Source organism: Variovorax sp. AC194 (assembly GCF_979257995.1).
On record NZ_OZ409823.1, the window covers coordinates 6,067,437 to 6,086,842 of the forward strand.

Genomic DNA, 19,406 nt, shown 5'->3' on the forward strand with positions numbered 1-19,406 from the left:
CATGATGAGCGACGATTTCCACTACTACGAACCGGCCAAGGGCCACGGCCTGCCGCACGACCCGTTCAACGCGATGGTCGGCCCGCGCCCCATCGGCTGGATCTCGTCGCAGGACGAGCACGGCGTGCTCAACCTCGCGCCCTACAGCTTCTTCAACGCTTTCAACTACACGCCGCCGATCGTCGGCTTCGCGAGCATCGGCGCGAAGGACAGCCTGCACAACATCCGCCAGACGCGCGAGTTCGGCTGGAACCTCGCCACGCGCCCGCTGGCCGAGCGCATGAACCAGTCGTGCGCGATGGTGCCGCCCGAGGTGAACGAGTTCGAGCTCGCCGGCCTCACGCCCGTGGCTTCCAGGCAGATCGCCGTGCCGCGCGTGGCCGAGAGCCCCGTGTCCTTCGAATGCCGTCTCACGCAATTGATCCAGCTCGAAGGCGTCGACGGCGTGCCGGTGCAGACCTGGCTCATCCTGGGCGAAGTGGTGGGTGTGCACATCGCGCGCCACCTGCTCAGGAATGGCATCTACGACACCGCGGCGGCGCAGCCCATCCTGCGCGGCGGCGGTCCGGCCGATTATTTCGAGATCAGCCCCGACAATATGTTCAGGATGTTCCGGCCGCGCTGACCGCGCGCCACCGGCTTCCTGTTGTTCCTCTTTCCATCCATCGCGCCCACCGCCGATCCCACGTATGACCGACGCATCCACCGCCGCCCCGAACACGAACGCGCCGAACGCGCGCAACGCACGGCGCCAGCGCCCGGACCTCGCCGAGCAGTTGCAGCAGCTCAAGGCCGGCGCCAGTGCCGACACCGGGGCCGGCGCTGAATCGCCCGCCGGGCAGCCGCCGCGGCAGCAGCAAGACCAGCGCCCGCCGCGCGAGAAGAAGCCGCGTCCGCAACAGGGACGGGGAGAGGGGCAAGGCCAGGGGCAGCAGCCCCGGCAACAGCAGCAGGCCCGCAAGCCCCAGGCGCAAGCACAGCAGCAACCGCAGCGCGCGCCGCGCAAGGTCAACCCGGTGCTCGAGCGCCTGTTCGAGCTGTACCCGCAGCTGTTCGGCGCGCGCTTCGTGCCGCTCAAGCTCGGCGTGTACGAGGAGCTGATCGCGCGCCATCCCGAAGACTTCAAGGCCGAAGACCTGAAGATCGCGATGGGCCAGCACGCACGCTCCACGCGCTACCTGGAAAGCGTGGCCGCGGGCCTCGCGCGCCATGACCTCGACGGCAATGCGCTCGACCCGGTCGCGCCCGAGCATGTGCACCACGCCATCCTCGAGCTGCACCGCCGCCGCATGCACCGCAACCCCGGCGAGGACCTGCGCCCGCAGCTCGTCGCGCGCATCGCCAAGGCGATCGAAGCCTCGGGCCTGGACCGCGAAGCCTATGCCGTGCTCGTGCGCTCGCGCGACGCGAACACCAACGCGGTGGTCGACGAGGCACTGGCCGAACTCGCCCAGCAGGCCGCCAAGCGCGAAGCGCTGCTGCGCGCCTTCGAGGCCAGCGGCCGCACCGAGCAAGAGTTCGCCGAGATGTACGGCATGAAGCCGGGCGAGGTGGCGCGCACGCTGCAGCACGCGCGCGCCGAGCGGCAGGCACCGGCTGCTGCCGTTGCTGCCGTTGCTGAAGCGTCTGAATCGGTTGAACCGGCTGCACCGGTCGAGCCCACCGAACCCACCGCCGACTGACACGCCGGGCGCCCCCGGGCCGCAACGGCCCATAAAAAAACCGCCACGCAAAGCTGGCGGTCTTTTTCGTCCGGCGGCAGTGCCGCGGCCGTGTCAGCGCGCGTTCTGCAGCGCGGCGATGCGCTCTTCGATCGGCGGGTGCGTCGCGAACAGCTTGCCGATGCTGCCGGTGATGCCCATGGCTTCCACCGCCTTGGGCAGTTCGCCGGCGGGCAGGCCGCCCAGGCGCGCGAGCGCGTTCATCATCGGCTGCTTCTGGCCCATGAGCGCGGCGGCGCCGGCATCGGCGCGGAATTCGCGCTGGCGCGAGAACCAGGCCACCACCATCGCGGCGGCAAAGCCCAGCACGATGTCCAGCACGATGGTGCTCACGTAGTAGCCGATGCCCGGGCCCGAGGAGCGGTCGTCGCCGCGGCGCAGGAAGCTGTCCACTGCATAGCCGATCACGCGCGAGAGGAACACGACGAAGGTGTTCATCACGCCCTGGATCAGCGTCATCGTGACCATGTCGCCGTTGGCGATGTGCGCCACCTCGTGGCCGATGACGGCCTCGACCTCTTCGCGCGTCATGTTCTGCAGGAGGCCCGTGGACACGGCCACGAGCGAGGAGTTCTTGAAGGCGCCGGTGGCGAAGGCATTGGGCTCGCCCTCGAAGATCGCGACCTCGGGCATGCCCACGCCCGCCTTGTCGGCGAACTTGCGCACGGTGGCCACGATCCAGGCCTCATCGGGCGACTGGGGGTTGTCGATCATGCGCAGGCCCGCGGTCCACTTGGCCATCGGCTTGCTGATGAGCAGCGAGATGAACGCGCCGCCGAAGCCCATGATGAGCGCGAATCCGAGCAGCGCCGTCAGGTTCAGGCCGTTGGCCGTGAGGAAGCGGTTGACGCCGAGCAGGCTCGCGACGATGCCGAGCACTGCGACGACCATCACGTTGGTCAAAACGAACAGAAGGATACGTTTCAAGTTGAATTCTCCGTGGGGGAACTGCCGCTCAGATGAGGGCCGGCGGGCCCTCTTCAAGCCATGCGGTGTGCGGGCGCTTCTTTGTTGTTGGAATACTGACGCGGCCCCGGCATGGCGGCTGCGGGTAGAGCAATGATAGGAGCAAAAGTTCTACGGACGGGGCCGGAAGACCTTCGGATCGTCGTAGTACTCGGCCGACACATTTTCTGCACACCACCCCGGTACGCCCAGCACTGGAAGCGGCACGAAGGGCTTCTGCGCGAGCCATTCCGGGTCGAGGCGCCGCGCCAGCGCGGCATCGTCGAGGGCGTTCGAGCGCGCCGCATCCGGCAGCAGCACGTGCGCCGTCGCAGCCTTGCGGGGCGCGACGAGCTTTTCGAGCAGCGCGTGGCCGAAGACGAGCAGCCGCGCCTCGGACCACAAGGCGCGCCGCGTCACGAACAGCGCCTGCCAGTCGCGCGCCGCGAGCGCCTCCCACAGCGCGGTCGGCGCATCGAGCACCGCGCCGTTCTCGTCGAACAGCGTGAGCGCGTCGCGCAGCGGGCCGCGCGTGGCGCCGACGCCGGTGCGGGCGATCTCGGCGGCCTGCAGTTCGTTCAGGCGCCGCTTGGCTTGCGGAAAGGCGAGCCAGACGAGGCCGTTGAAGAAGTCGTGCAGGTTGTCGCGCGTCGGCACGGTGCGGGTCTGGAAGATATGCGCTTCGTAGGCCTGGCCGGCGGGCAGATGGTCCTGGTGCACGAAGTCGGGCGCCGGGGACGGCTTGAGGGCCTGCAGCGCCGAGGCGACCGATGCGCCGCTCGCGGCCCGCGCCGCCGCTTCGCCGTGGGCGCGATAGGGCGCGAGCCAGGGCTGCGCCCAGTCGACCGCCGGCAGCATCGGATCAGGCGGCGGGCGCACCCGTCCAGCGGATGCGGTCCGGGTGCTGCAGCACGGCGAACTCCGCGGTGAGCTTGTCGAAGAGCTTGAGCGAGCTGCCGCTCTTGCTCAGGAGGCCCGCGGTGCGCAGGGCTTTGGCCACGTCGTTGAGCGGCACGTCCTTGCCGCTGCGCAGCGCCGGCGCGGCCGCGAGGATGAACTCGGCGGCTTCCGAGACCGGCTGCTGAGCCGGTTCTGCGGCGGCCCGCGCCGTCTTGCGCGCAGCGGTCTTCGTCGCCGTCTTCTTTGCGGGCGCCGCTGTGCTCCTGGCGCGCGCAGTCTTCGCCGCAGGCACCTTTGCCGCCACCTTCTTTGCGGCCGTGGTGCGGGCCGCCGGCTTCGCGCTGTGGTGCGCCAGATCGATGAAGGTGTCGTAGATGCCCACCGTCTCGTCGCCCGTCTTGCCCTGCTGGCCGATGCCGCAGACGCGGCAGCCCTTCTCGCGCAGCCGGCTCACGAGCGGCGCGAAGTCGGAGTCCGAGGACACCAGCACCACCACGTCGGGCCGCTCGGCGATCACCAGGTCGATCGCATCGACCGCGAGCGCGATGTCGGTGCTGTTCTTGCCAGCCGACAGATTGACCATCGGCCGCACCGAAAGCTGCTTGAAGAGCCCCTGCCGGTTGACCGCCATCTCGGCATTGCAATAAGCGCGGCGCACGTGGATGGCGCCGTACTCGTCCATCGTGCGCTGCACGGCCTGCTCGATCACGTCGGCCGAGACGTTGTCGGCATCGATCAGGAGCATCACGCGCAGCGTCGGTGTCATACGAGTTTCCAGTGGATGGTTTCGCCGCCGCGCAGGGGCTTGAGCGTGGCTTCGCCGTAGGGCACGGTCTCCGGCACGGTCCAGGTTTCGCGCTTCAGGGTGACGGTGTCGGTGTGGCGCGGCAGGCCGTAGAAGTCGGGGCCGTGAAAGCTCGCGAAGCCTTCGAGCTTGTCGAGGGCGTTCACGCTGTCGAAGGCCTCGGCGTAGAGCTCGATGGCCGTGAGCGCGGTGTAGCAGCCCGCGCAGCCGAGCGCGTGCTCCTTCAGGTGCGCGGGGTGCGGCGCGCTGTCGGTGCCGAGGAAGAAGCGGTCGCTGCCGCTCGCGGCCGCTTCGACCAGCGCCACGCGGTGCGTCTCGCGCTTGAGCACCGGCAGGCAGTAATAGTGCGGGCGGATGCCGCCCGTGAAGATGGCGTTGCGGTTGTAGAGCAGGTGGTGCGCGGTGATGGTGGCGGCCGTGAAGCGGTCGGCATCGCGCACGTAGTGGGCGCCCTCCTTGGTGGTGAGGTGCTCGAACACCACCTTGAGCTCGGGGAAGTCGCGGCGCAGCGGAATCATCACGCGGTCGACGAAGACCGCTTCGCGGTCGAACAGGTCGATGGCCGGGTCGGTCACCTCGCCGTGCACCAGCAGCAGCAGGCCGTGCTTTTGCATCGCTTCGAGCGTCTTGTAAGTCTTGCGGATGTCGGTCACGCCGGCATCGCTGTTGGTGGTGGCGCCGGCCGGGTAGAGCTTGAGCGCGCGCACGCCGGCTTCGGCGGCGAGGGCGATTTCCTCGGGCGGCAGCTTGTCGGTGAGGTACAGCGACATCACCGGCTCGAAGGCGCTGCCTTCGGGCACGGCGGCAAGGATGCGGTCGCGGTAGGCCAGGGCCTGCGCGGCGGTGGTCACGGGGGGACGCAGGTTGGGCATGATCAGCGCGCGGCCGAACTGGCGCGCGCTGTGGGGTACGACGGCTTCGAGCGCGGCGCCATCGCGCACATGCAGGTGCCAGTCGTCGGGGCGGGTGATCGTGAGGGTGTCTGTCATGGCGCGGGGATTGTCGCACCGCCTCCCCGGGGCGCTGCCCGCATCCCGCACCGGGCTACGCGTGCAGGAACACCCGGCAGATGGCGCCGTCCGCCTGCCGGCGCCACTTCGCATGGTTCACCGAGCACCGCGCGCCCTTGTTCGGCGGCCAGGGATCGAAGATGCGCAGCGTGGTGCCGGCGTCGCCATCGCCGCGGATGCCGGCCACGACCACCATGTGTCCCGGGCTGCCGACGCGCTCGACGCAGGCCTTGGCGCCCCAGCGCAGGTCGAACATCAGTAGCCCGTGCTGCAGCACCGCGCGCATCGCGCCGACCGTCCACGGCGCCGCCGGCGCCGTCGGTTGCAGCGCCAGGCCGTGCGCGGACGCGAAGAGCGCATCGGCCGTCATCGCGTCGTCGGTGTCCGCAAAGGTGCGCAGCCCGCCGTCCTCGGCGACGAGCTCGGGCGGCGTGCGCGCGACCACGGCCTGCACGGTGGAGCGGGTGACCATCGCGGTGGCAGCGGCCCAGCACAGCGCCGGCCCGGGTTGCGGGATCAGCGCGACGGGATGCAGGATCGGCGCGCAGCCCTCGCTGCCGAACGCGACGCGCTGCGTGCAGGGGCCGGCCTCGCCGTCCTCGACGAGCCAGTTCACGGCCTGCAGACGGCGCACGGCCATCCGGGTGAACGGACCGTAGTCGCCGTCGATCACGAGCCCGGGCGCCGGCTGGAGTTTCCTGTTCAGGGCCTCCTGCAGCCTGCGTACATCGGCCCCGCGCGAGCCTTGCCTCAGTGTTGTCATCGGTTCTTGCCCCCTCGCCCACGCGGCGCTGGCTTTCGAAGCGGGGCGTGGCTGCATTGTGGAAACCGGCGCCGCGCCGCGTCTATCGGTCGGACGGCATAGCCGGGATGGCGACGTCGCAACGCGCCGCAATGACCAGCGCATGCCTGGGGACTCTGTGCCGGTTGGCACATGTCGTGCTTGAGCGCTTCCTTCGCCTTTCCGTCATCCCCCAACCGGAGTTCCATGTGAAGCGTGCCGCCCCCGCCCTGTCCCTGAAACGCCTGAAACGCCTGAACCCCCTGGCCGCCTGCGCGGCGCTCGCCGTTCTGGTGCTCACGTCGCCCGCCGCGCTGGCGCAGGAAAAAACGCTGCGCATCGCGATGACCGCGGCCGACATTCCGCGCACCCTCGGCCAGCCCGACCAGGGCTTCGAAGGCAACCGCTTCACCGGCATCCCGATCTACGACGCGCTCACGCAGTGGGACCTGTCCAAGGCCGACGCGCCCAGCGTGCTCATTCCCGGCGTCGCCACTTCGTGGGCGGTCGATGCGAAGGACAAGACCCATTGGGTCTTCAAGCTGCGCCCCGGCGTCAAGTTCCACGACGGCTCGGCCTTCAATGCCGATGCGGTGGTGTGGAACGTGCAGAAGGTGCTCGACAAGGACGCGCCGCAGTTCGACGCGAGCCAGGTCGGCGTGACGGCCTCGCGCATGCCCACGCTCAAGTCGGCCCGCAAGATCGACGACATGACAGTGGAGCTCGTCACCAGCGAGCCCGATGCGTTCCTGCCGATCAACCTGTCGAACCTGTTCATGGCCTCGCCGGCGCACTGGCAGAAGAAATTCGACGCCGCCGCCGGCGCCACGCCCGCCGACAAGGCCAAGGCCGCCTGGACCGCGTTCGCCGCCGACCCGGCCGGCTCGGGCCCGTTCAAGGTCACGCGCTTCGTGGCGCGGGAGCGCCTGGAGCTGGCCGCCAACAAGACGTACTGGGACGCCAAGCGCGTGCCGAAGATCGACAAGGTCGTGATGATCCCCATGCCCGAGGCCAACGCGCGCACCGCCGCGCTGCTGGGCGGACAGGTCGACTGGATCGAGGCGCCCTCGCCCGACGCCATGGCGCAGATCACGCAGCGCGGCTTCAAGATCTATTCGAACGCGCAGCCGCACGTGTGGCCCTGGCAGCTGTCGTTCGCCGAGGGCTCGCCCTGGCTGGACAAGCGCGTGCGCCAGGCGGCCAACCTGTGCATCGACCGCGGCGGCATGAAGCAACTGCTGGGCGGCATGATGGCCGAGCCCAAGGGCACGGTGCCGCCGGGCCACCCGTGGTTCGGCAAGCCCGCCTTCGACATCCGCTACGACGTGAAGGCCGCGCAGGCCCTCATGACGCAGGCCGGCTACTCGGCGGCCAAGCCGATCAAGGTGAAGGTGCAGATCTCTGCCTCGGGCTCGGGCCAGATGCAGCCGCTGCCGATGAACGAATTCGCGCAGCAGTCGCTCAAGCAGTGCTTCTTCGACGTGCAGTTCGACGTGATCGAATGGAACACGCTCTTCACCAACTGGCGCAAGGGCGCCAAGGACCCCTCGGCCAACGGCGCCAACGCGGTCAACATCAGCTTCGCGGCGATGGACCCGTTCTTCGCGATGGTGCGCTTCGTGAGCACCAAGGCCTTTCCGCCGGTGTCGAACAACTGGGGCTACTACGGCAGCCCCGAGGTCGACAAGCTGGTGGCCGATGCGCGCACCAGCTTCGACGACAAGGCGCGCGATGCCGCGCTGGCCAGGCTGCACACGCACATCGTGGACGACGCGCCTTTCGTGTGGATCGCGCACGACGTGGGCCCGCGCGCCATGTCGGCCAAGGTGAAGAACGTGGTGCAGCCCCGCAGTTGGTTCATCGACATCGCGACGATGACCATGGACTGATGCCCGAGATGCGCTCAAAGAGCTGAAACCCGAACCGTTCACGCTGAGCCTGTCGAAGCGCTGCGCGAGGCTTCGACAAGCTCAGCCCGAACGGTTCCCGATCGATTGCCTGCCAAACCCCACGACGTACCCACGACGAACCCACGATGCTCACCTACCTCCTGCGCCGCGTGATCTACGCCGTGCCGATCATGATCGGCGTGGCCCTCGTGTGTTTCCTGCTCGTGCACATCGCGCCCGGCGATCCGCTGGTGTCGATCCTGCCGCCCGACGCTTCGGCGGACCTGCAGGCGCAGCTGCGCGAGCTCTACGGCTTCAACCGCTCGCTGCCCGAGCAGTTCGCCATGTGGGTCTGGCGCGCGGTGCACGGCGACCTGGGCGTGTCCATCGCGAGCAACCGCGCGGTGGCCGGCGAGGTGTTCACCGCCGTGGGCAACACGCTGCGGCTGGCGGTGGTGGCCACCTTCATCGGCTTCGTGCTGGGCTGCCTCTTCGGTTTCGTGGCGGGGTATTTCCGCAACTCGTGGATCGACCGCCTCGCCTCGATGTTCTCGGTGCTCGGCGTGAGCGTGCCGCACTACTGGCTGGGCATGGTGATGGTGATCGTGTTCTCCTCGCAGCTCATGTGGCTGCCGGCCACGGGCGCGGGCCCGAGCGGCTCGAGCGACTGGGCCTGGGACTGGGAGCACCTGCAGTTCCTGCTGCTCCCGGCGCTCACCATGTCGGTGATTCCGATGGGCATCATCGCGCGCACGGTGCGCGCGCTGGTGGCCGACATCCTCGAGCAGGAGTTCATCGTGGGCCTGCGCGCCAAGGGGCTCACGCACTTCGGCGTGTTCCGCCACATGGTGAAGAACGCGGCGCCCACGGCGCTCGCCGTGATGGGCCTGCAGCTGGGCTACCTGCTGGGCGGCTCGATCCTGATCGAGACGGTGTTCTCGTGGCCGGGCACCGGCTTCCTCTTGAACTCGGCCATCTTCCAGCGCGACCTGCCGCTGCTGCAGGGAACGATCCTGGTGCTGGCGATGTTCTTCGTGGTGCTGAACCTCTTGGTCGATGTGCTGCAGACGCTGCTCGATCCGCGCATCGCGCGCGCCTGAAGAAAGAGAACCGCCACGCCATGTCCACCGTGCTCGCCTCTTCTTCCTCCTCCTCTCCATCCTCCGCCGCTGCCGCCGTCGAGCCGCTGCCGGCGCAGCGCTCCCGCGGCTACTGGGCCTCGGTCTGGCTGCGCTTTCGCCGCGACCCTGTGGCCGTGGGCGCGGCCATCGTCGTCCTGCTGCTGATCGCGCTTGCGGTGTTCGGTCCATGGCTCGCGCCGTCCGACCCGTACCAGTCGTCGATGCTCAAGCGCCTGAAGCCCATCGGCACCGAGGGCCTGCCCCTGGGCAGCGACGAGCTGGGCCGCGACATGCTCTCGCGGCTGATCGTCGGGGCGCGGCTGTCGCTCTTCATCGGCATCACGCCGGTGCTCTGCGCGTTTGCGCTGGGCACGGTGATCGGCATCGTCGCGGGCTACGCGGGCGGCATCGCCAACACGCTGATCATGCGCACCATCGATGTGTTCTACGCGTTCCCCTCGGTGCTGCTGGCCATCGCGCTGTCGGGCACGCTGGGCGCGGGGGTGGTCAATTCGCTGATCTCGCTGACCATCGTGTTCATTCCGCAGATCGCGCGCGTGGCCGAGAGCGTGACCACGCAGGTGCGCACCCGCGACTACGTGGAAGCGGCGCGCGCCTCGGGCGCGAGCCCCTTCACCATCGTGCGGGTGCATGTGCTGGGCAACGTGCTCGGGCCGATCTTCGTCTACGCCACCGGCCTCATCGCGGTGTCGATGATCCTGGCCTCGGGCCTGTCGTTCCTCGGCCTGGGCGTGAAGCCGCCGGAACCCGAATGGGGCCTGATGCTCAACACGCTGCGCACCGCGATCTACGTGCAGCCCTGGGTGGCGGCGCTGCCGGGGGCGATGATCTTCATCACCTCGATTTCCTTCAACCTCCTGTCCGACGGCCTTCGCTCGGCCATGGACAACAAGGGCTGAGACGATGCAAGCTCTGAAAGACATCGGCGGCCCCGCGCAGCCGCTGCTCACTATCACCGGGCTGGTCAAGCACTTCCCGCTCAAGAAAGACCCGCTGGGCCGCGGCGGCGGCGTGGTGCGCGCCGTGGACGGCGTGGACTTCGACGTCATGAAGGGCGAGACGCTCGGCGTGGTCGGCGAATCGGGCTGCGGCAAGTCGACCACCGCGCGCCTCCTGATGCAGCTCATCGAGCCGACGCGCGGCGAGGTGATCTTCGACGGCCGCGAAGTCGGCAGCCGCGACCTGCCCCTGAAGGAATTCCGCCGCCAGGTGCAGATGGTGTTCCAGGACAGCTACGCCTCGCTCAACCCGCGCCTGACGATCGAGGACTCGGTCGCCTTCGGGCCGCAGGTGCATGGCCTCTCGCGGCGCGAATCGGTGGCGCGGGCGCGCGACCTGCTGGCGCGCGTGGGCCTTGCGCCGCAGCGCTTTGCCGAGCGCTATCCGCACGAGCTGTCGGGCGGCCAGCGGCAGCGCGTGAACATCGCGCGGGCGCTCGCGTTGCAGCCGCGCATGGTGATCCTGGACGAAGCCGTCTCGGCGCTCGACAAATCGGTGGAGGCGCAGGTCATCAACCTGCTGCTCGATTTGAAGACCGAGTTCGGCCTCACCTACGTGTTCATCAGCCACGACCTGAACGTGGTGCGCTACGTGAGCGACCGCGTGATGGTGATGTACCTCGGGCAGGTGGCCGAGATCGGCCCGGCCGATGCGCTGTACGAGACACCCGCGCATCCCTACACGCGCGCACTGCTGTCCTCGATGCCCTCCATGGACCCGGACCACCGCACCGAAGTGGCGGCGCTCGCGGGCGATCCGCCGAACCCGATCGACCCGCCGACCGGCTGCCGCTTCCACCCGCGCTGCTCCATCGCGGCGCCGGTGTGCAGCCAGGTCGTGCCCGAGCGCATCGCGATGAATTCGCAGCATGCGGTGAGCTGCCTGGTGCACGAGCCGGGCAGCGGGCATCCGATGGCACAGCCGCAACCCTTTCAAAGGCAGGCCGCATGAGCGCAGCAGCGACGACGCAAACCCCCGGCCCCAGCCCCATGGTGCGGCTGCGCGACCTCAGCGTCACGTTCAGCGGCGGCCGCAAGCCCGTGCATGCGGTCAGCGGCGTGAGCCTGGAAGTGCAGCGCGGCGAAGTGGTCGCGCTGATCGGCGAATCGGGCTCGGGCAAGAGCGTGACGCTGCGCACGCTCCTGCGCCTGCACCCCGAGCGCCGCACGCGCATGGGCGGGCAGGTGGAAGTGGCGGGCCGCGACGTGCTCGCGATGCCGCAGCGCGAGCTGGCCGGCTTCCGCGGCAAGGTCGCCTCGATGATCTTCCAGGAGCCGCTGCTCGCGCTCGACCCGGTGTACTCGGTGGGCGCGCAGATCGTCGAGTCGATCCGGCGCCACGAGTCCGTGCGCCAGGCCGAGGCGCAAGCGCGTGCGCTGGCCCTCTTCGAGCGCGTTCGCATTCCGAGCCCCGAGCGACGGCTTGCGGCCTATCCGCACGAGATGTCGGGCGGCATGCGCCAGCGCGCGATGATCGCGCTCGCCCTGGCCTGCAAGCCGCAGTTGCTGCTGGCCGACGAGCCGACCACCGCGCTCGATGCCACGGTGCAGATCCAGATCCTCCTGCTGCTGCGCGAGCTGCAGCGCGACCTCGGCCTCTCGGTGATCTTCGTCACGCACGACATCGGCGCGGCCGTCGAGGTGGCCGACCGCATCGCGGTGATGTATGCGGGGCGCATCGTCGAGGAGGGCACGGCGCGCGAGCTGATCCGCTCGCCCCGGCATCCGTACACCATCGCACTGCTCAAGAGCCGGGCGCACGGGGCGCTGGCGCGCGGCACGCGGCTGGAGACCATCGGCGGTGCGCCGCCCGATCTTTCGGCCTTGCCGCCGGGCTGCGCCTTTGCCGACCGCTGCGCGCTCGCGAGCGATGCCTGCCGCGCCGCGCAGCCGCCGGTGATCGAACTGGCGCCGAACCACCGTGTACGCTGCATCCACACGGCGGCCGCCGCGGCCCTTGCGCCCGTGCTGGTTGCCTGAATTTCTCCTTCTCATTCATCGCCATCGCCATCGCCATCGCCATGCCATTGCACGACCCCGCCCACGCCTTCGTTCCCTACCCCGATGCGCCGGTGCCGCGCGCGGGCACCGGCCCTTTGTCGGACCTGAGCTTCGCGGCCAAGGACCTGTTCGACGTGGCCGGCTACCCCACCGGCGGCGGCAACCCGATCGTGCTGGCGATGTCGGGCATCAAGACCCGCACCGCGCCCACGGTGCAGAAGCTGCTCGATGCCGGTGCGCGCTTCGCCGGCAAGACCGTGACCGACGAGCTCGCGTTCTCGATGAACGGCAACAACGCGCACTTCGGCGCGCCGCTCAACGGCGCGGCGCCGCTGCGCATCACGGGCGGCTCGTCGTCGGGCTCGGCCTCGGCGGTGTCTTCGAATCTGTGCGACTTCGCGCTCGGCACCGACACCGGCGGCTCGGTGCGCGCGCCGGCCAACCACTGCGGCCTGTACGGCCTGCGCCCGACGCACGGCCGCGTGAGCCTGGAAGGCGCGCTCGACCTCGCGCCGAGCTTCGACACCTGCGGCTGGTTCGCGCGCGATGTCGGCACCTTCGCGCGCGTGGCCGACGTGCTGCTGGGCGCCGACGCGGCCCCCTTGGCCGCCCTGCCCGAGCGCGTGCGGCTGCTGCGGCCCGACGACGTGTGGGCGCTGGCTGCGCCCGCCGCGACGGATGCGCTCCAGGCTGCGGCCGACCGCGTGCAAAGCCTGCTCGGCCCCGCGCAGGGCACGACGGTGGCGATGGAATCCTTCGACGCGATGTACTGGCACTTTCGCTACCTGCAATCGCGCGAGGCCTGGCTCACCGACGGCCCGCTGATCGAGCGCTACGCGCCGCCGCTCGGCCCCGGCGTGGCCGAGCGCTTCGCGTGGTCGCGCGAAGTGACCGATGCGCAGGTGGCGACGGCACGCGTCTTCCGCACGGCCTTTCGCGCGCACCTGAGCGACCTGCTCGGCACCGACGGCGTGCTGCTCCTGCCGACCATGCCCGACATCGCGCCGCTGCGCAGCGACAGCGAGGCCTCGCTGGAGGACTACCGCAACCGCGCGATCCGCATGCTGTGCATCGCGGGGCTGGCGGGCTTTCCGCAGCTCTCGATGCCACTGGCCACGCGCGAGGGCGCGCCGCTGGGCCTTTCGCTGCTCGGGCCGGCGGGGTCGGACCGGTCGCTGGTCGCGTTGGCCGAGCGCATCGCCGGGTAGCGGAGGGTAGTGCAGGGTCGTCCAGCCTGGGTTAGCCTGACGCTCCCACGTCCTGCACAAAAGCCCCATGCCGAACACCACCCAGACCACTCAGGTCACCACCCCCAAGGAAATCGCCGCCTCGCTCACCGAATTCTGGTCGCCGCGCGTCGTCGCCGAAGTCGACGATGCGTACATCAAGGTCGCCAAGGTCCACGGCTCGCTCGCGTGGCACAGCCATGACGACGAAGACGAGCTGTTCATGGTGCTCAAGGGGCACCTGCGCATCGAGATGGAAGCCGGCCCCGTCGAACTCGGCGAGGGCGAGATGTTCGTCGTGCCCAAGGGCGTGCGGCACAACCCGGTCGCCGACGAGGAATGCCACCTGATGCTGATCGAGCGCAAGACCACGCTGCACACCGGCAGCACGGTCACCGAGAAGACGCGCTCGCTGGCCGAGCAGTTGCGTCCGGTCTGAGCTCTAGCTGGTCATGACGCGGGCGGGCTCCCGCAGCCGGCAGACCTCGCAATCGACACCCGCCGCAGCCCGCTCGATCACCACGAAGTCCCCCGCATCGACCGCGAGCAGCGCGTGGTGCCAGGTGCCGGGCGCGAGCACCACGCCTTGATGCCCGTCGGTGACGAAGGCCGCGAGGTCGCTGTGCGACACAGGCGCATCGCCGGCCCGGGCCACCACGATCACGAAGCGGCGCTCGCCCAAGGGCACGAAGGTCTGGCTGCCCAGCGCATGCCGTTCCATCTCCGTGACCTCGTGCGGAAAGCTGCGCGCCTGGGCGCGGAACAGCGCGAGCAGCGGCCGGCCGCCTTCGGCATCGAGTTGCAGATCGCCGAGCAAATCGAACCGCCGTGCGTTGCCGCCGTTGATCGGACGGCCTTCGCCGGCCGGCGCGCCGATCACGGTGCCGTAGGGCGCGAAGGCCTTCGGTGTCAGCGGCTGCGCAACGCGCAGCGCGGCGGCGGGTGATTCGTCGTTCATGGCGCAGTTGCAGCAGAAACCGTGCCGCGCGCGCGTTCGAGGTCATCCAGCCAGCGGGCATAGGCTTCGGCGCGCTCGCCGTCCGCGAGGCGCAGCAACGCGGAAGGATGCAGGGTCACGAACACGGGCCGGCCATCGCGGCGCTCATGCAGCCACGCCCCGCGCTCGGCCTGCACCGCCACCGGCCGGCCCAGCAACGCGCGCGCCGCGGTCGCGCCGAGCGCCACCAGTCCCTGGGGCCTCACGAGCGAGATCTCGCTGTCGAGCCAGTGCGCGCAGGCGTCGGCCTCGCGCTGCGCCGCGGTCTTGTGGATGCGGCGCTTGCCGCGCAGCTCGTACTTGAAATGCTTGACGGCATTGGCCAGGTAAACGCTCTCGCGCGCCCAGCCCAACTGCGCCATCGCGCGGTCGAGCAGTTGGCCGGCCGGGCCGACGAAGGGGCGGCCGGCCAGGTCTTCTTGGTCGCCGGGTTGTTCGCCGACCAGCATGTGCTGCGGCGCCAGCGGGCCTTCGCCGCACACGGCCTGCGTGGCGAGCGCGCCGATCGGGCAATCGCGGCAGGCGTGCGCGGCGGCGCGCAGTTCGGCCAGGTCGGCGGGCGCCACGCCATCGGCCGGCCGCAGGTGCAGCGGCATCGGCGCGCGGATGCGCCGCGCCGCCGTGGGCGGCGCATCGATCATCGACTGGCTGCGCGCCTGGGCCGCGTCCGTGAGCGGCTGGATCAGCGCGGCCTCGGGCAGGTTGTGCCAGTAGCGGCGCGGCATCTCGCGCCGCATCATCGCGACCTTCAACCGCGCCGGGTTGAAGATGTGCTCGTAGTAGGTGAGCCAGAGCTGCTCGCCCGCATCGGGCGGCGGCTTCTCTCGGCGGTCGGCGCCCTCGCCGAAAGCCAGCGCCTGGCCGTCCCACTCGACGCAGCGCTCGGGCGTGAGGATGGCCCAGCGCATCTGCGCAAAGCGGCGCGCGAAGAACGGCGCGTTAGCCTCCACGATGTGGTGGTCGGGCTCGAACCACGCGACGTGGCGCTCCAGGCCGTCTTCGCCCATGACCTTGGTGAAGCGCACGAAGGCGCGCATCTTGTGGATGTCGCGGTGCACGGCCTTGGCCATCTGCTGCGCCTGCAGCATGTCGGCATCGAGCGGGTCGTGTCGCAACGCGGGCTCGTGCGCGAGGCGCCAGAGCAGGCGGTACATCAGCGCGAAACGCTGCGGGTCGCGGTGCAGGATGACGTCGCCGCACAGCGCGACGAAGGAGGCGGGCACGGCGTGCGGCGCGCCAACGATGGGTGGTGCCGGCGCGGCGTCGTTCGCTTCGTCGAACAGTCCGGCACCCCGCTCCCCGTTCCATTCGACACGGTCCGGCGGCACGCCCTCGGTCAGCAACTGCCGCGCATGCCGACGGAAGGCGTCGAGATCGATCGGGTCATCGAGCCGCACGTGCATGGCGTCGCATTCAGAACAGCGACGCCTGCGCCGCTGGCGGCTGCGCAACAGGCGCCGCTGCAGCCATCGCGCCCGCCGCGGGCCGGTGCCCGTCGGCCACCACGAACGGCAGCACCTTGCGTGCCGGCACATGCAGCCGCCGCAGGTCGTCCGCGCGCACCCGGCGCACGCGCCGCGCCTGCAGCAGCCGCTCTACGGCTTTCACGCCGAGCCCCGGCACGCGCAGCAGCATCTCGCGCGGCGCGTGGTTCAAATCGACCGGAAAGCGCTCGGCATGCGCGAGCGCCCAGGCGAGCTTGGGATCGACATCCAGCCGCAGCAGGCCGTCGGGCGCGGCGACGATTTCCTGGTGCTCGAAGCCGTAGAAGCGCATGAGCCAGTCGGCCTGGTAGAGCCGGTGCTCGCGCATCAGCGGCGGCGCGACCAGCGGCAGCGCGCGCGCCGCATCGGGGATCGGGCTGAAGGCCGAGTAATAGACGCGCTTCAACTTGTAGGCACCGTAGAGCGTGGCGCTGGAGGCCAGGATGTGCCGGTCGTCGGTGGCGTCGGCGCCCACGATCATCTGCGTGCTCTGGCCCGCGGGCGCGAAGGGCGGCGGCTTCGCGGCAACGGGCGCCGCGCCGGGGAGCGCGCGGATCGGCACCACGCGGCGCGCCTCCTCGCGCGTGTCGTCGATGCGCAGGCGCAGCCGCGCCATCGAGCGGCGGATCGCGCTCTCGTCCTTCTCGGGCGCGAGCGCCTGCAGGCCCTCGGTGGTGGGCATCTCGACGTTGATGCTGAGCCGGTCGGCATAGCGGCCAGCGCGCGCGATGAGTTCGTCGCTCGCGTCGGGAATGGTCTTCAGGTGGATGTAGCCGCGAAAGTCGTGGTCCTCGCGCAGCTGGCGCGCCACCTCGACCACCTGCTCCATCGTGTGGTCGGGCGACTTGATGATGCCGCTCGAAAGAAACAGCCCCTCGATGCAGTTGCGGCGGTAGAAATCGAGCGTGAGCTGCACCACCTCCTCGACGCGGAACCGCGCGCGCGGCACGTTGCTCGATGCGCGGTTGACGCAGTAGAGGCAGTCGTACTGGCAGTGGTTGGTGAGCAGCACCTTCAGCAGCGAGATGCAGCGGCCGTCGGGCGCGTAGCTGTGGCAGATGCCGGCGCCCTCGGTCGATCCGATGCCGCGCCCGCCCAGCGAATCGCGCGGCTGCGAGCCACTGGACGCGCACGAGGCGTCGTATTTGGCGGCGTCCGCAAGGATGGCGAGTTTGCGCTGGAGGTCCACGGGAGGTTCGAGCTGGAAAATACTGTATGAATATACAGTTTTCAAATCCCCATGTCGGAAGAAGGCGCAAGCTGGCCGCGTTGCATTGCGCAGGGGCCGACCCCTCGGCTACCCTCGGCGGCAGATGACGTCACCTGCCCCCAGCGATACCGCAACCCCCCGCCTGATTTCCCCGAGCCTCGCCGACGGCGGCCTCGCGGCCACATTCACGACGCCCGACGGCGCGCCGGCCTTCGCAGTGCGCTGGCACGGCACCGTCTACGGCTACCTCAACCAATGCCCGCACGCCGGCGGCCCGCTCGATTTCGAAGGCCAGGTCCTCGAAAGCTCCGGCCGCTTCCTGATGTGCGCGCGGCACGGCGCGATCTTCGAGCCGGACACCGGCAAGTGCGTCGGCGGCCCCTGCCGCGGCGCGCGGCTCGCACCGCTCGCGGTCCGCGAAGAAGCGGACGGCAGCGTGTGGCTCACCGATTGACAACAACCACCCCTGGAAAACACATGCGTACCCTCTCCCTTTCGACCCTCGCCGTCGCAGCCCTCCTCTCCGGCTGCGGCGCCATGGCGCCGGCCACCGGCGGCAAGACCCCGACCGGCCTGAAGGTCACCTCGACCGCCTTCGCCGACAACACCGTCATCCCGGCCGAACATGCGGGCGTGGGCGACTGCGGCGGCAAGAACGTCTCGATGCCCGTGGCATGGACGCAGTTGCCCGCCAAGGCGAAATCGGTCGCCGTGCTGCTGTCGGACCCGGACGGCGCGCTGGGCCTGGGCGTCTCGCACTGGGTGGCCTACAACATCCCGGCCGAGCGCGGCCAGTTGAAGGCGAACGAGACGGGCGGCTTCACCGTGGGCCCGAACGTGGCGGGCGCGGCGGCCTACCGCGGCATGTGCCCGCCCGTCGGCGACCATCCGCACCACTACGTGCTGACCGTGGTGGCCTCCGACCTCGCGCCGGGCGCGCTGCCGGCGGGGCTCACGCGCGATGCGCTGCTCGCGGCGCTCAAGGGGCACGCGCTGGGCGGGCAGAGCGTGGTCGGGCTCTACAGCCGCTAAAGTCGCAGGCTCCTTTCACGTCACACATGCGCAGCGATGCGCATCCACCGATGCGCCGCTTCACCGCACTCCTGGCTCTTCTTCCCATCGCGCTCATCGCCGCCGGCTGCGCCTCCTCGCGGCCCGCGCCGCGCGTCAGCTTCCTGGGCGATGGCGTCTTCAAGTCGCCCACCGCACAAGACGCCGAGGCCTACTGCCGCAACTTCGGCGCGCCGCTGCGCTACCTCGACCCGAAGGCGGCGCGCCTGGCGCCCGACAGCGAAGTCACCTACCGCTGCGACTGAGCGACTGACTGACCGCCCGGCTGCGCGCCGGCCGCCCGCACCCGCTCCAGGATGAAGTCGATGAAGGTGCGGATTGCGCGCGTGTGCTGCCGGTTGGGCATGTAGAGCATGAACATCTGCGTGCCGAAGATGGACAGGCGCCAGTCGTCCAGCGTGGTCAGCACCTCGCCCTTGCGCACGTCTTCCTGCACCACGTAGTCGGGCACGAGGCCGATGCCCAGGCCCGCGAGGATCGCCTGGCGCAGGAACAAAAAGTTTTCCGAGATCAGCGTCGGCTCCAGGATCACCTCGCGCCGCGTTTCGCCCTGGTAGGCGGACACGCGCAACTGCCGGCCGATGACCGCGGCGGTGACCACGGGCGCGCCCTGCAGTTCGTCCAGCTGCACGGGCAGCGGATGTTTTTCCGCATAGGCGCGTGAGGCGCACGCCACGTAGCGCACCGGCCCCAGGTCGCGCGCCACGAGGTTCTGCGGCGGCTCGGGAATCACGCGCACCGCGATGTCCACCTCGTCGCGCAGCAGGTCCTCGATGCGGTTCTCGAACACCACGTCCAGCACGATGCCGGGGTACTGGCGCTTGAAGTCGATGAGCCAGTCGGCCATCACCAGCTGCCCGTAGCCGCTGGGCACGCTCAGCCGCACGCGGCCCTGCAGGCCTTCGCCCAGCGTGGTGACCGACTCGCGCGCGGCGATCAATTCGGTCTGGATGGCCACGCCGTGCTGGTACAGGCGCAGGCCGATCTCGGTCGGCTCGGCGCGCCGCGTGGTGCGCCGCACGAGTTGCGCGCCGACCGAGCGCTCCAGCTGGTTCAGGTGGTAGCTGACGTTGGCGCGGCTCATCTTGAGCCGGCGGGCGGCGGCGCTCAGGTTGCCGGCGTCAAGGATTTCCACCAGCAGGGTGAGCGATTGGAGGTCCATGTGACGATTGTGTCAAAAATCCTTTGACAGTCTGTCAACCGTCTATGCAATTGTCAAAGCGCCG

21 protein-coding genes are annotated in these 19,406 nt (G+C 69.8%); 12 read left to right on the top strand and 9 right to left on the bottom strand.

The window, feature by feature from the left end; genetic code table 11:
- Window position 1 precedes the first annotated feature (1 nt).
- Together ACZYRS_RS28765 and ACZYRS_RS28770 are read left to right on the top strand one after the other, a co-directional pair.
- Window positions 2–625, top strand: a complete 624-nt coding sequence (locus tag ACZYRS_RS28765) for a flavin reductase family protein (protein WP_463421932.1) — start codon at window positions 2–4, stop codon at window positions 623–625.
- Between the two features lie 64 nt (window positions 626–689).
- Entirely contained in the window at window positions 690–1,682 is a 993-nt protein-coding gene (locus ACZYRS_RS28770; RefSeq protein WP_463421933.1) for a ProQ/FinO family protein, read from the top strand.
- Between the two features lie 93 nt (window positions 1,683–1,775).
- Here the strand turns inward: ACZYRS_RS28770 and htpX are convergent, their stop codons facing one another.
- From htpX to ACZYRS_RS28795, 5 genes are all read right to left on the bottom strand, one after another.
- A complete protein-coding gene (gene htpX / locus ACZYRS_RS28775; RefSeq protein WP_013539363.1) occupies window positions 1,776–2,648 on the bottom strand; it encodes a protease HtpX in 873 nt (290 codons plus the stop codon).
- A gap of 150 nt (window positions 2,649–2,798) precedes the next feature.
- Entirely contained in the window at window positions 2,799–3,524 is a 726-nt protein-coding gene (locus ACZYRS_RS28780; protein ID WP_463421934.1) for a DUF3025 domain-containing protein, read from the bottom strand.
- Window positions 3,525–3,528: 4 nt separating this feature from the next.
- Window positions 3,529–4,332 carry an NYN domain-containing protein gene (locus ACZYRS_RS28785; RefSeq protein WP_463421935.1) on the bottom strand — a complete coding sequence of 268 codons (804 nt, stop codon included), beginning with the start codon at window positions 4,330–4,332 and terminating at the stop codon, window positions 3,529–3,531.
- On the bottom strand, window positions 4,329–5,360 hold the full coding sequence (gene pyrC / locus ACZYRS_RS28790; RefSeq protein WP_463421936.1) for a dihydroorotase: 1,032 nt from the start codon (window positions 5,358–5,360) through the stop codon (window positions 4,329–4,331). The genes ACZYRS_RS28785 and pyrC overlap by 4 nt, the downstream gene beginning before the upstream one ends.
- Window positions 5,361–5,415: 55 nt before the next feature.
- Entirely contained in the window at window positions 5,416–6,144 is a 729-nt protein-coding gene (locus ACZYRS_RS28795; protein WP_463421937.1) for a peptidoglycan-binding protein, read from the bottom strand.
- Window positions 6,145–6,371: 227 nt separating this feature from the next.
- Between ACZYRS_RS28795 and ACZYRS_RS28800 the strand changes: the two genes are divergently transcribed.
- From ACZYRS_RS28800 to ACZYRS_RS28830, 7 genes are all read left to right on the top strand, one after another.
- Entirely contained in the window at window positions 6,372–8,051 is a 1,680-nt protein-coding gene (locus ACZYRS_RS28800; protein WP_463421938.1) for an ABC transporter substrate-binding protein, read from the top strand.
- A gap of 146 nt (window positions 8,052–8,197) precedes the next feature.
- Complete coding sequence (locus tag ACZYRS_RS28805) at window positions 8,198–9,151, top strand: ABC transporter permease (RefSeq protein ID WP_463421939.1); 954 nt, start codon at window positions 8,198–8,200, stop codon at window positions 9,149–9,151.
- 20 nt (window positions 9,152–9,171) lie between these two features.
- Window positions 9,172–10,092 carry an ABC transporter permease gene (locus tag ACZYRS_RS28810; RefSeq protein ID WP_463421940.1) on the top strand — a complete coding sequence of 307 codons (921 nt, stop codon included), beginning with the start codon at window positions 9,172–9,174 and terminating at the stop codon, window positions 10,090–10,092.
- A gap of 4 nt (window positions 10,093–10,096) precedes the next feature.
- Complete coding sequence (locus ACZYRS_RS28815) at window positions 10,097–11,143, top strand: ABC transporter ATP-binding protein (RefSeq protein WP_463421941.1); 1,047 nt, start codon at window positions 10,097–10,099, stop codon at window positions 11,141–11,143.
- 38 nt (window positions 11,144–11,181) lie between these two features.
- Window positions 11,182–12,171, top strand: coding sequence for an ABC transporter ATP-binding protein (locus ACZYRS_RS28820; RefSeq protein ID WP_463422553.1), 990 nt, complete (start codon window positions 11,182–11,184; stop codon window positions 12,169–12,171).
- 41 nt (window positions 12,172–12,212) lie between these two features.
- Window positions 12,213–13,400, top strand: coding sequence for an amidase (locus ACZYRS_RS28825; RefSeq protein WP_463421942.1), 1,188 nt, complete (start codon window positions 12,213–12,215; stop codon window positions 13,398–13,400).
- Window positions 13,401–13,467: 67 nt separating this feature from the next.
- Window positions 13,468–13,857: a cupin domain-containing protein gene (locus tag ACZYRS_RS28830; RefSeq protein WP_198786265.1), complete on the top strand. Its 390-nt coding sequence runs from the start codon at window positions 13,468–13,470 to the stop codon at window positions 13,855–13,857.
- Window positions 13,858–13,860: 3 nt separating this feature from the next.
- On the opposite strand, the gene ACZYRS_RS28835 is transcribed toward ACZYRS_RS28830, so the two are convergent.
- The 3 genes from ACZYRS_RS28835 to ACZYRS_RS28845 are packed head-to-tail and all read right to left on the bottom strand — an operon-like array spanning window position 13,861 to window position 17,088.
- Window positions 13,861–14,376 carry an ureidoglycolate lyase gene (locus tag ACZYRS_RS28835; RefSeq protein ID WP_463421943.1) on the bottom strand — a complete coding sequence of 172 codons (516 nt, stop codon included), beginning with the start codon at window positions 14,374–14,376 and terminating at the stop codon, window positions 13,861–13,863.
- Entirely contained in the window at window positions 14,373–15,818 is a 1,446-nt protein-coding gene (locus tag ACZYRS_RS28840) for a UdgX family uracil-DNA binding protein (protein WP_463421944.1), read from the bottom strand. The genes ACZYRS_RS28835 and ACZYRS_RS28840 overlap by 4 nt, the downstream gene beginning before the upstream one ends.
- Before the next feature lie 10 nt (window positions 15,819–15,828).
- The gene (locus ACZYRS_RS28845) at window positions 15,829–17,088 is read right to left on the bottom strand and encodes a putative DNA modification/repair radical SAM protein (protein WP_463421945.1); all 1,260 of its coding nucleotides are present in this window, start codon (window positions 17,086–17,088) and stop codon (window positions 15,829–15,831) included.
- Window positions 17,089–17,212: 124 nt separating this feature from the next.
- Between ACZYRS_RS28845 and ACZYRS_RS28850 the strand changes: the two genes are divergently transcribed.
- Genes ACZYRS_RS28850 through ACZYRS_RS28860 form a run of 3 tightly spaced genes read left to right on the top strand, consistent with a single transcriptional unit; the run spans window position 17,213 to window position 18,425 of the window.
- Window positions 17,213–17,563 (top strand): Rieske (2Fe-2S) protein, encoded by a 351-nt coding sequence (locus ACZYRS_RS28850; protein ID WP_463421946.1) that lies wholly within the window; start codon window positions 17,213–17,215, stop codon window positions 17,561–17,563.
- 23 nt (window positions 17,564–17,586) lie between these two features.
- Complete coding sequence (locus tag ACZYRS_RS28855) at window positions 17,587–18,141, top strand: YbhB/YbcL family Raf kinase inhibitor-like protein (RefSeq protein ID WP_463421947.1); 555 nt, start codon at window positions 17,587–17,589, stop codon at window positions 18,139–18,141.
- Between the two features lie 50 nt (window positions 18,142–18,191).
- Window positions 18,192–18,425, top strand: coding sequence for a hypothetical protein (locus tag ACZYRS_RS28860; protein ID WP_463421948.1), 234 nt, complete (start codon window positions 18,192–18,194; stop codon window positions 18,423–18,425).
- Here ACZYRS_RS28860 and ACZYRS_RS28865 read toward each other — a convergent pair.
- Window positions 18,410–19,342 (bottom strand): LysR family transcriptional regulator, encoded by a 933-nt coding sequence (locus tag ACZYRS_RS28865; RefSeq protein ID WP_463421949.1) that lies wholly within the window; start codon window positions 19,340–19,342, stop codon window positions 18,410–18,412. The genes ACZYRS_RS28860 and ACZYRS_RS28865 overlap by 16 nt on opposite strands.
- Window positions 19,343–19,406 lie beyond the last annotated feature (64 nt).

Excerpts from the sequence above, each read along its gene's own strand:
- ACZYRS_RS28765 (WP_463421932.1), top strand. The coding sequence starts at position 2 with ATGATGAGCGACGATTTCCACTACTACGAACCGGCCAAGGGCCACGGC.
- ACZYRS_RS28770 (WP_463421933.1), top strand. The coding sequence starts at position 690 with ATGACCGACGCATCCACCGCCGCCCCGAACACGAACGCGCCGAACGCG.
- ACZYRS_RS28780 (WP_463421934.1), bottom strand. The coding sequence starts at position 3,524 with ATGCTGCCGGCGGTCGACTGGGCGCAGCCCTGGCTCGCGCCCTATCGC.
- ACZYRS_RS28785 (WP_463421935.1), bottom strand. The coding sequence starts at position 4,332 with ATGACACCGACGCTGCGCGTGATGCTCCTGATCGATGCCGACAACGTC.
- pyrC (WP_463421936.1), bottom strand. The coding sequence starts at position 5,360 with ATGACAGACACCCTCACGATCACCCGCCCCGACGACTGGCACCTGCAT.
- ACZYRS_RS28795 (WP_463421937.1), bottom strand. The coding sequence starts at position 6,144 with ATGACAACACTGAGGCAAGGCTCGCGCGGGGCCGATGTACGCAGGCTG.
- ACZYRS_RS28805 (WP_463421939.1), top strand. The coding sequence starts at position 8,198 with ATGCTCACCTACCTCCTGCGCCGCGTGATCTACGCCGTGCCGATCATG.
- ACZYRS_RS28810 (WP_463421940.1), top strand. The coding sequence starts at position 9,172 with ATGTCCACCGTGCTCGCCTCTTCTTCCTCCTCCTCTCCATCCTCCGCC.
- ACZYRS_RS28815 (WP_463421941.1), top strand. The coding sequence starts at position 10,097 with ATGCAAGCTCTGAAAGACATCGGCGGCCCCGCGCAGCCGCTGCTCACT.
- ACZYRS_RS28820 (WP_463422553.1), top strand. The coding sequence starts at position 11,182 with ATGGTGCGGCTGCGCGACCTCAGCGTCACGTTCAGCGGCGGCCGCAAG.
- ACZYRS_RS28825 (WP_463421942.1), top strand. The coding sequence starts at position 12,213 with ATGCCATTGCACGACCCCGCCCACGCCTTCGTTCCCTACCCCGATGCG.
- ACZYRS_RS28830 (WP_198786265.1), top strand. The coding sequence starts at position 13,468 with ATGCCGAACACCACCCAGACCACTCAGGTCACCACCCCCAAGGAAATC.
- ACZYRS_RS28835 (WP_463421943.1), bottom strand. The coding sequence starts at position 14,376 with ATGAACGACGAATCACCCGCCGCCGCGCTGCGCGTTGCGCAGCCGCTG.
- ACZYRS_RS28840 (WP_463421944.1), bottom strand. The coding sequence starts at position 15,818 with ATGCACGTGCGGCTCGATGACCCGATCGATCTCGACGCCTTCCGTCGG.
- ACZYRS_RS28850 (WP_463421946.1), top strand. The coding sequence starts at position 17,213 with ATGACGTCACCTGCCCCCAGCGATACCGCAACCCCCCGCCTGATTTCC.
- ACZYRS_RS28855 (WP_463421947.1), top strand. The coding sequence starts at position 17,587 with ATGCGTACCCTCTCCCTTTCGACCCTCGCCGTCGCAGCCCTCCTCTCC.
- ACZYRS_RS28860 (WP_463421948.1), top strand. The coding sequence starts at position 18,192 with ATGCGCCGCTTCACCGCACTCCTGGCTCTTCTTCCCATCGCGCTCATC.
- ACZYRS_RS28865 (WP_463421949.1), bottom strand. The coding sequence starts at position 19,342 with ATGGACCTCCAATCGCTCACCCTGCTGGTGGAAATCCTTGACGCCGGC.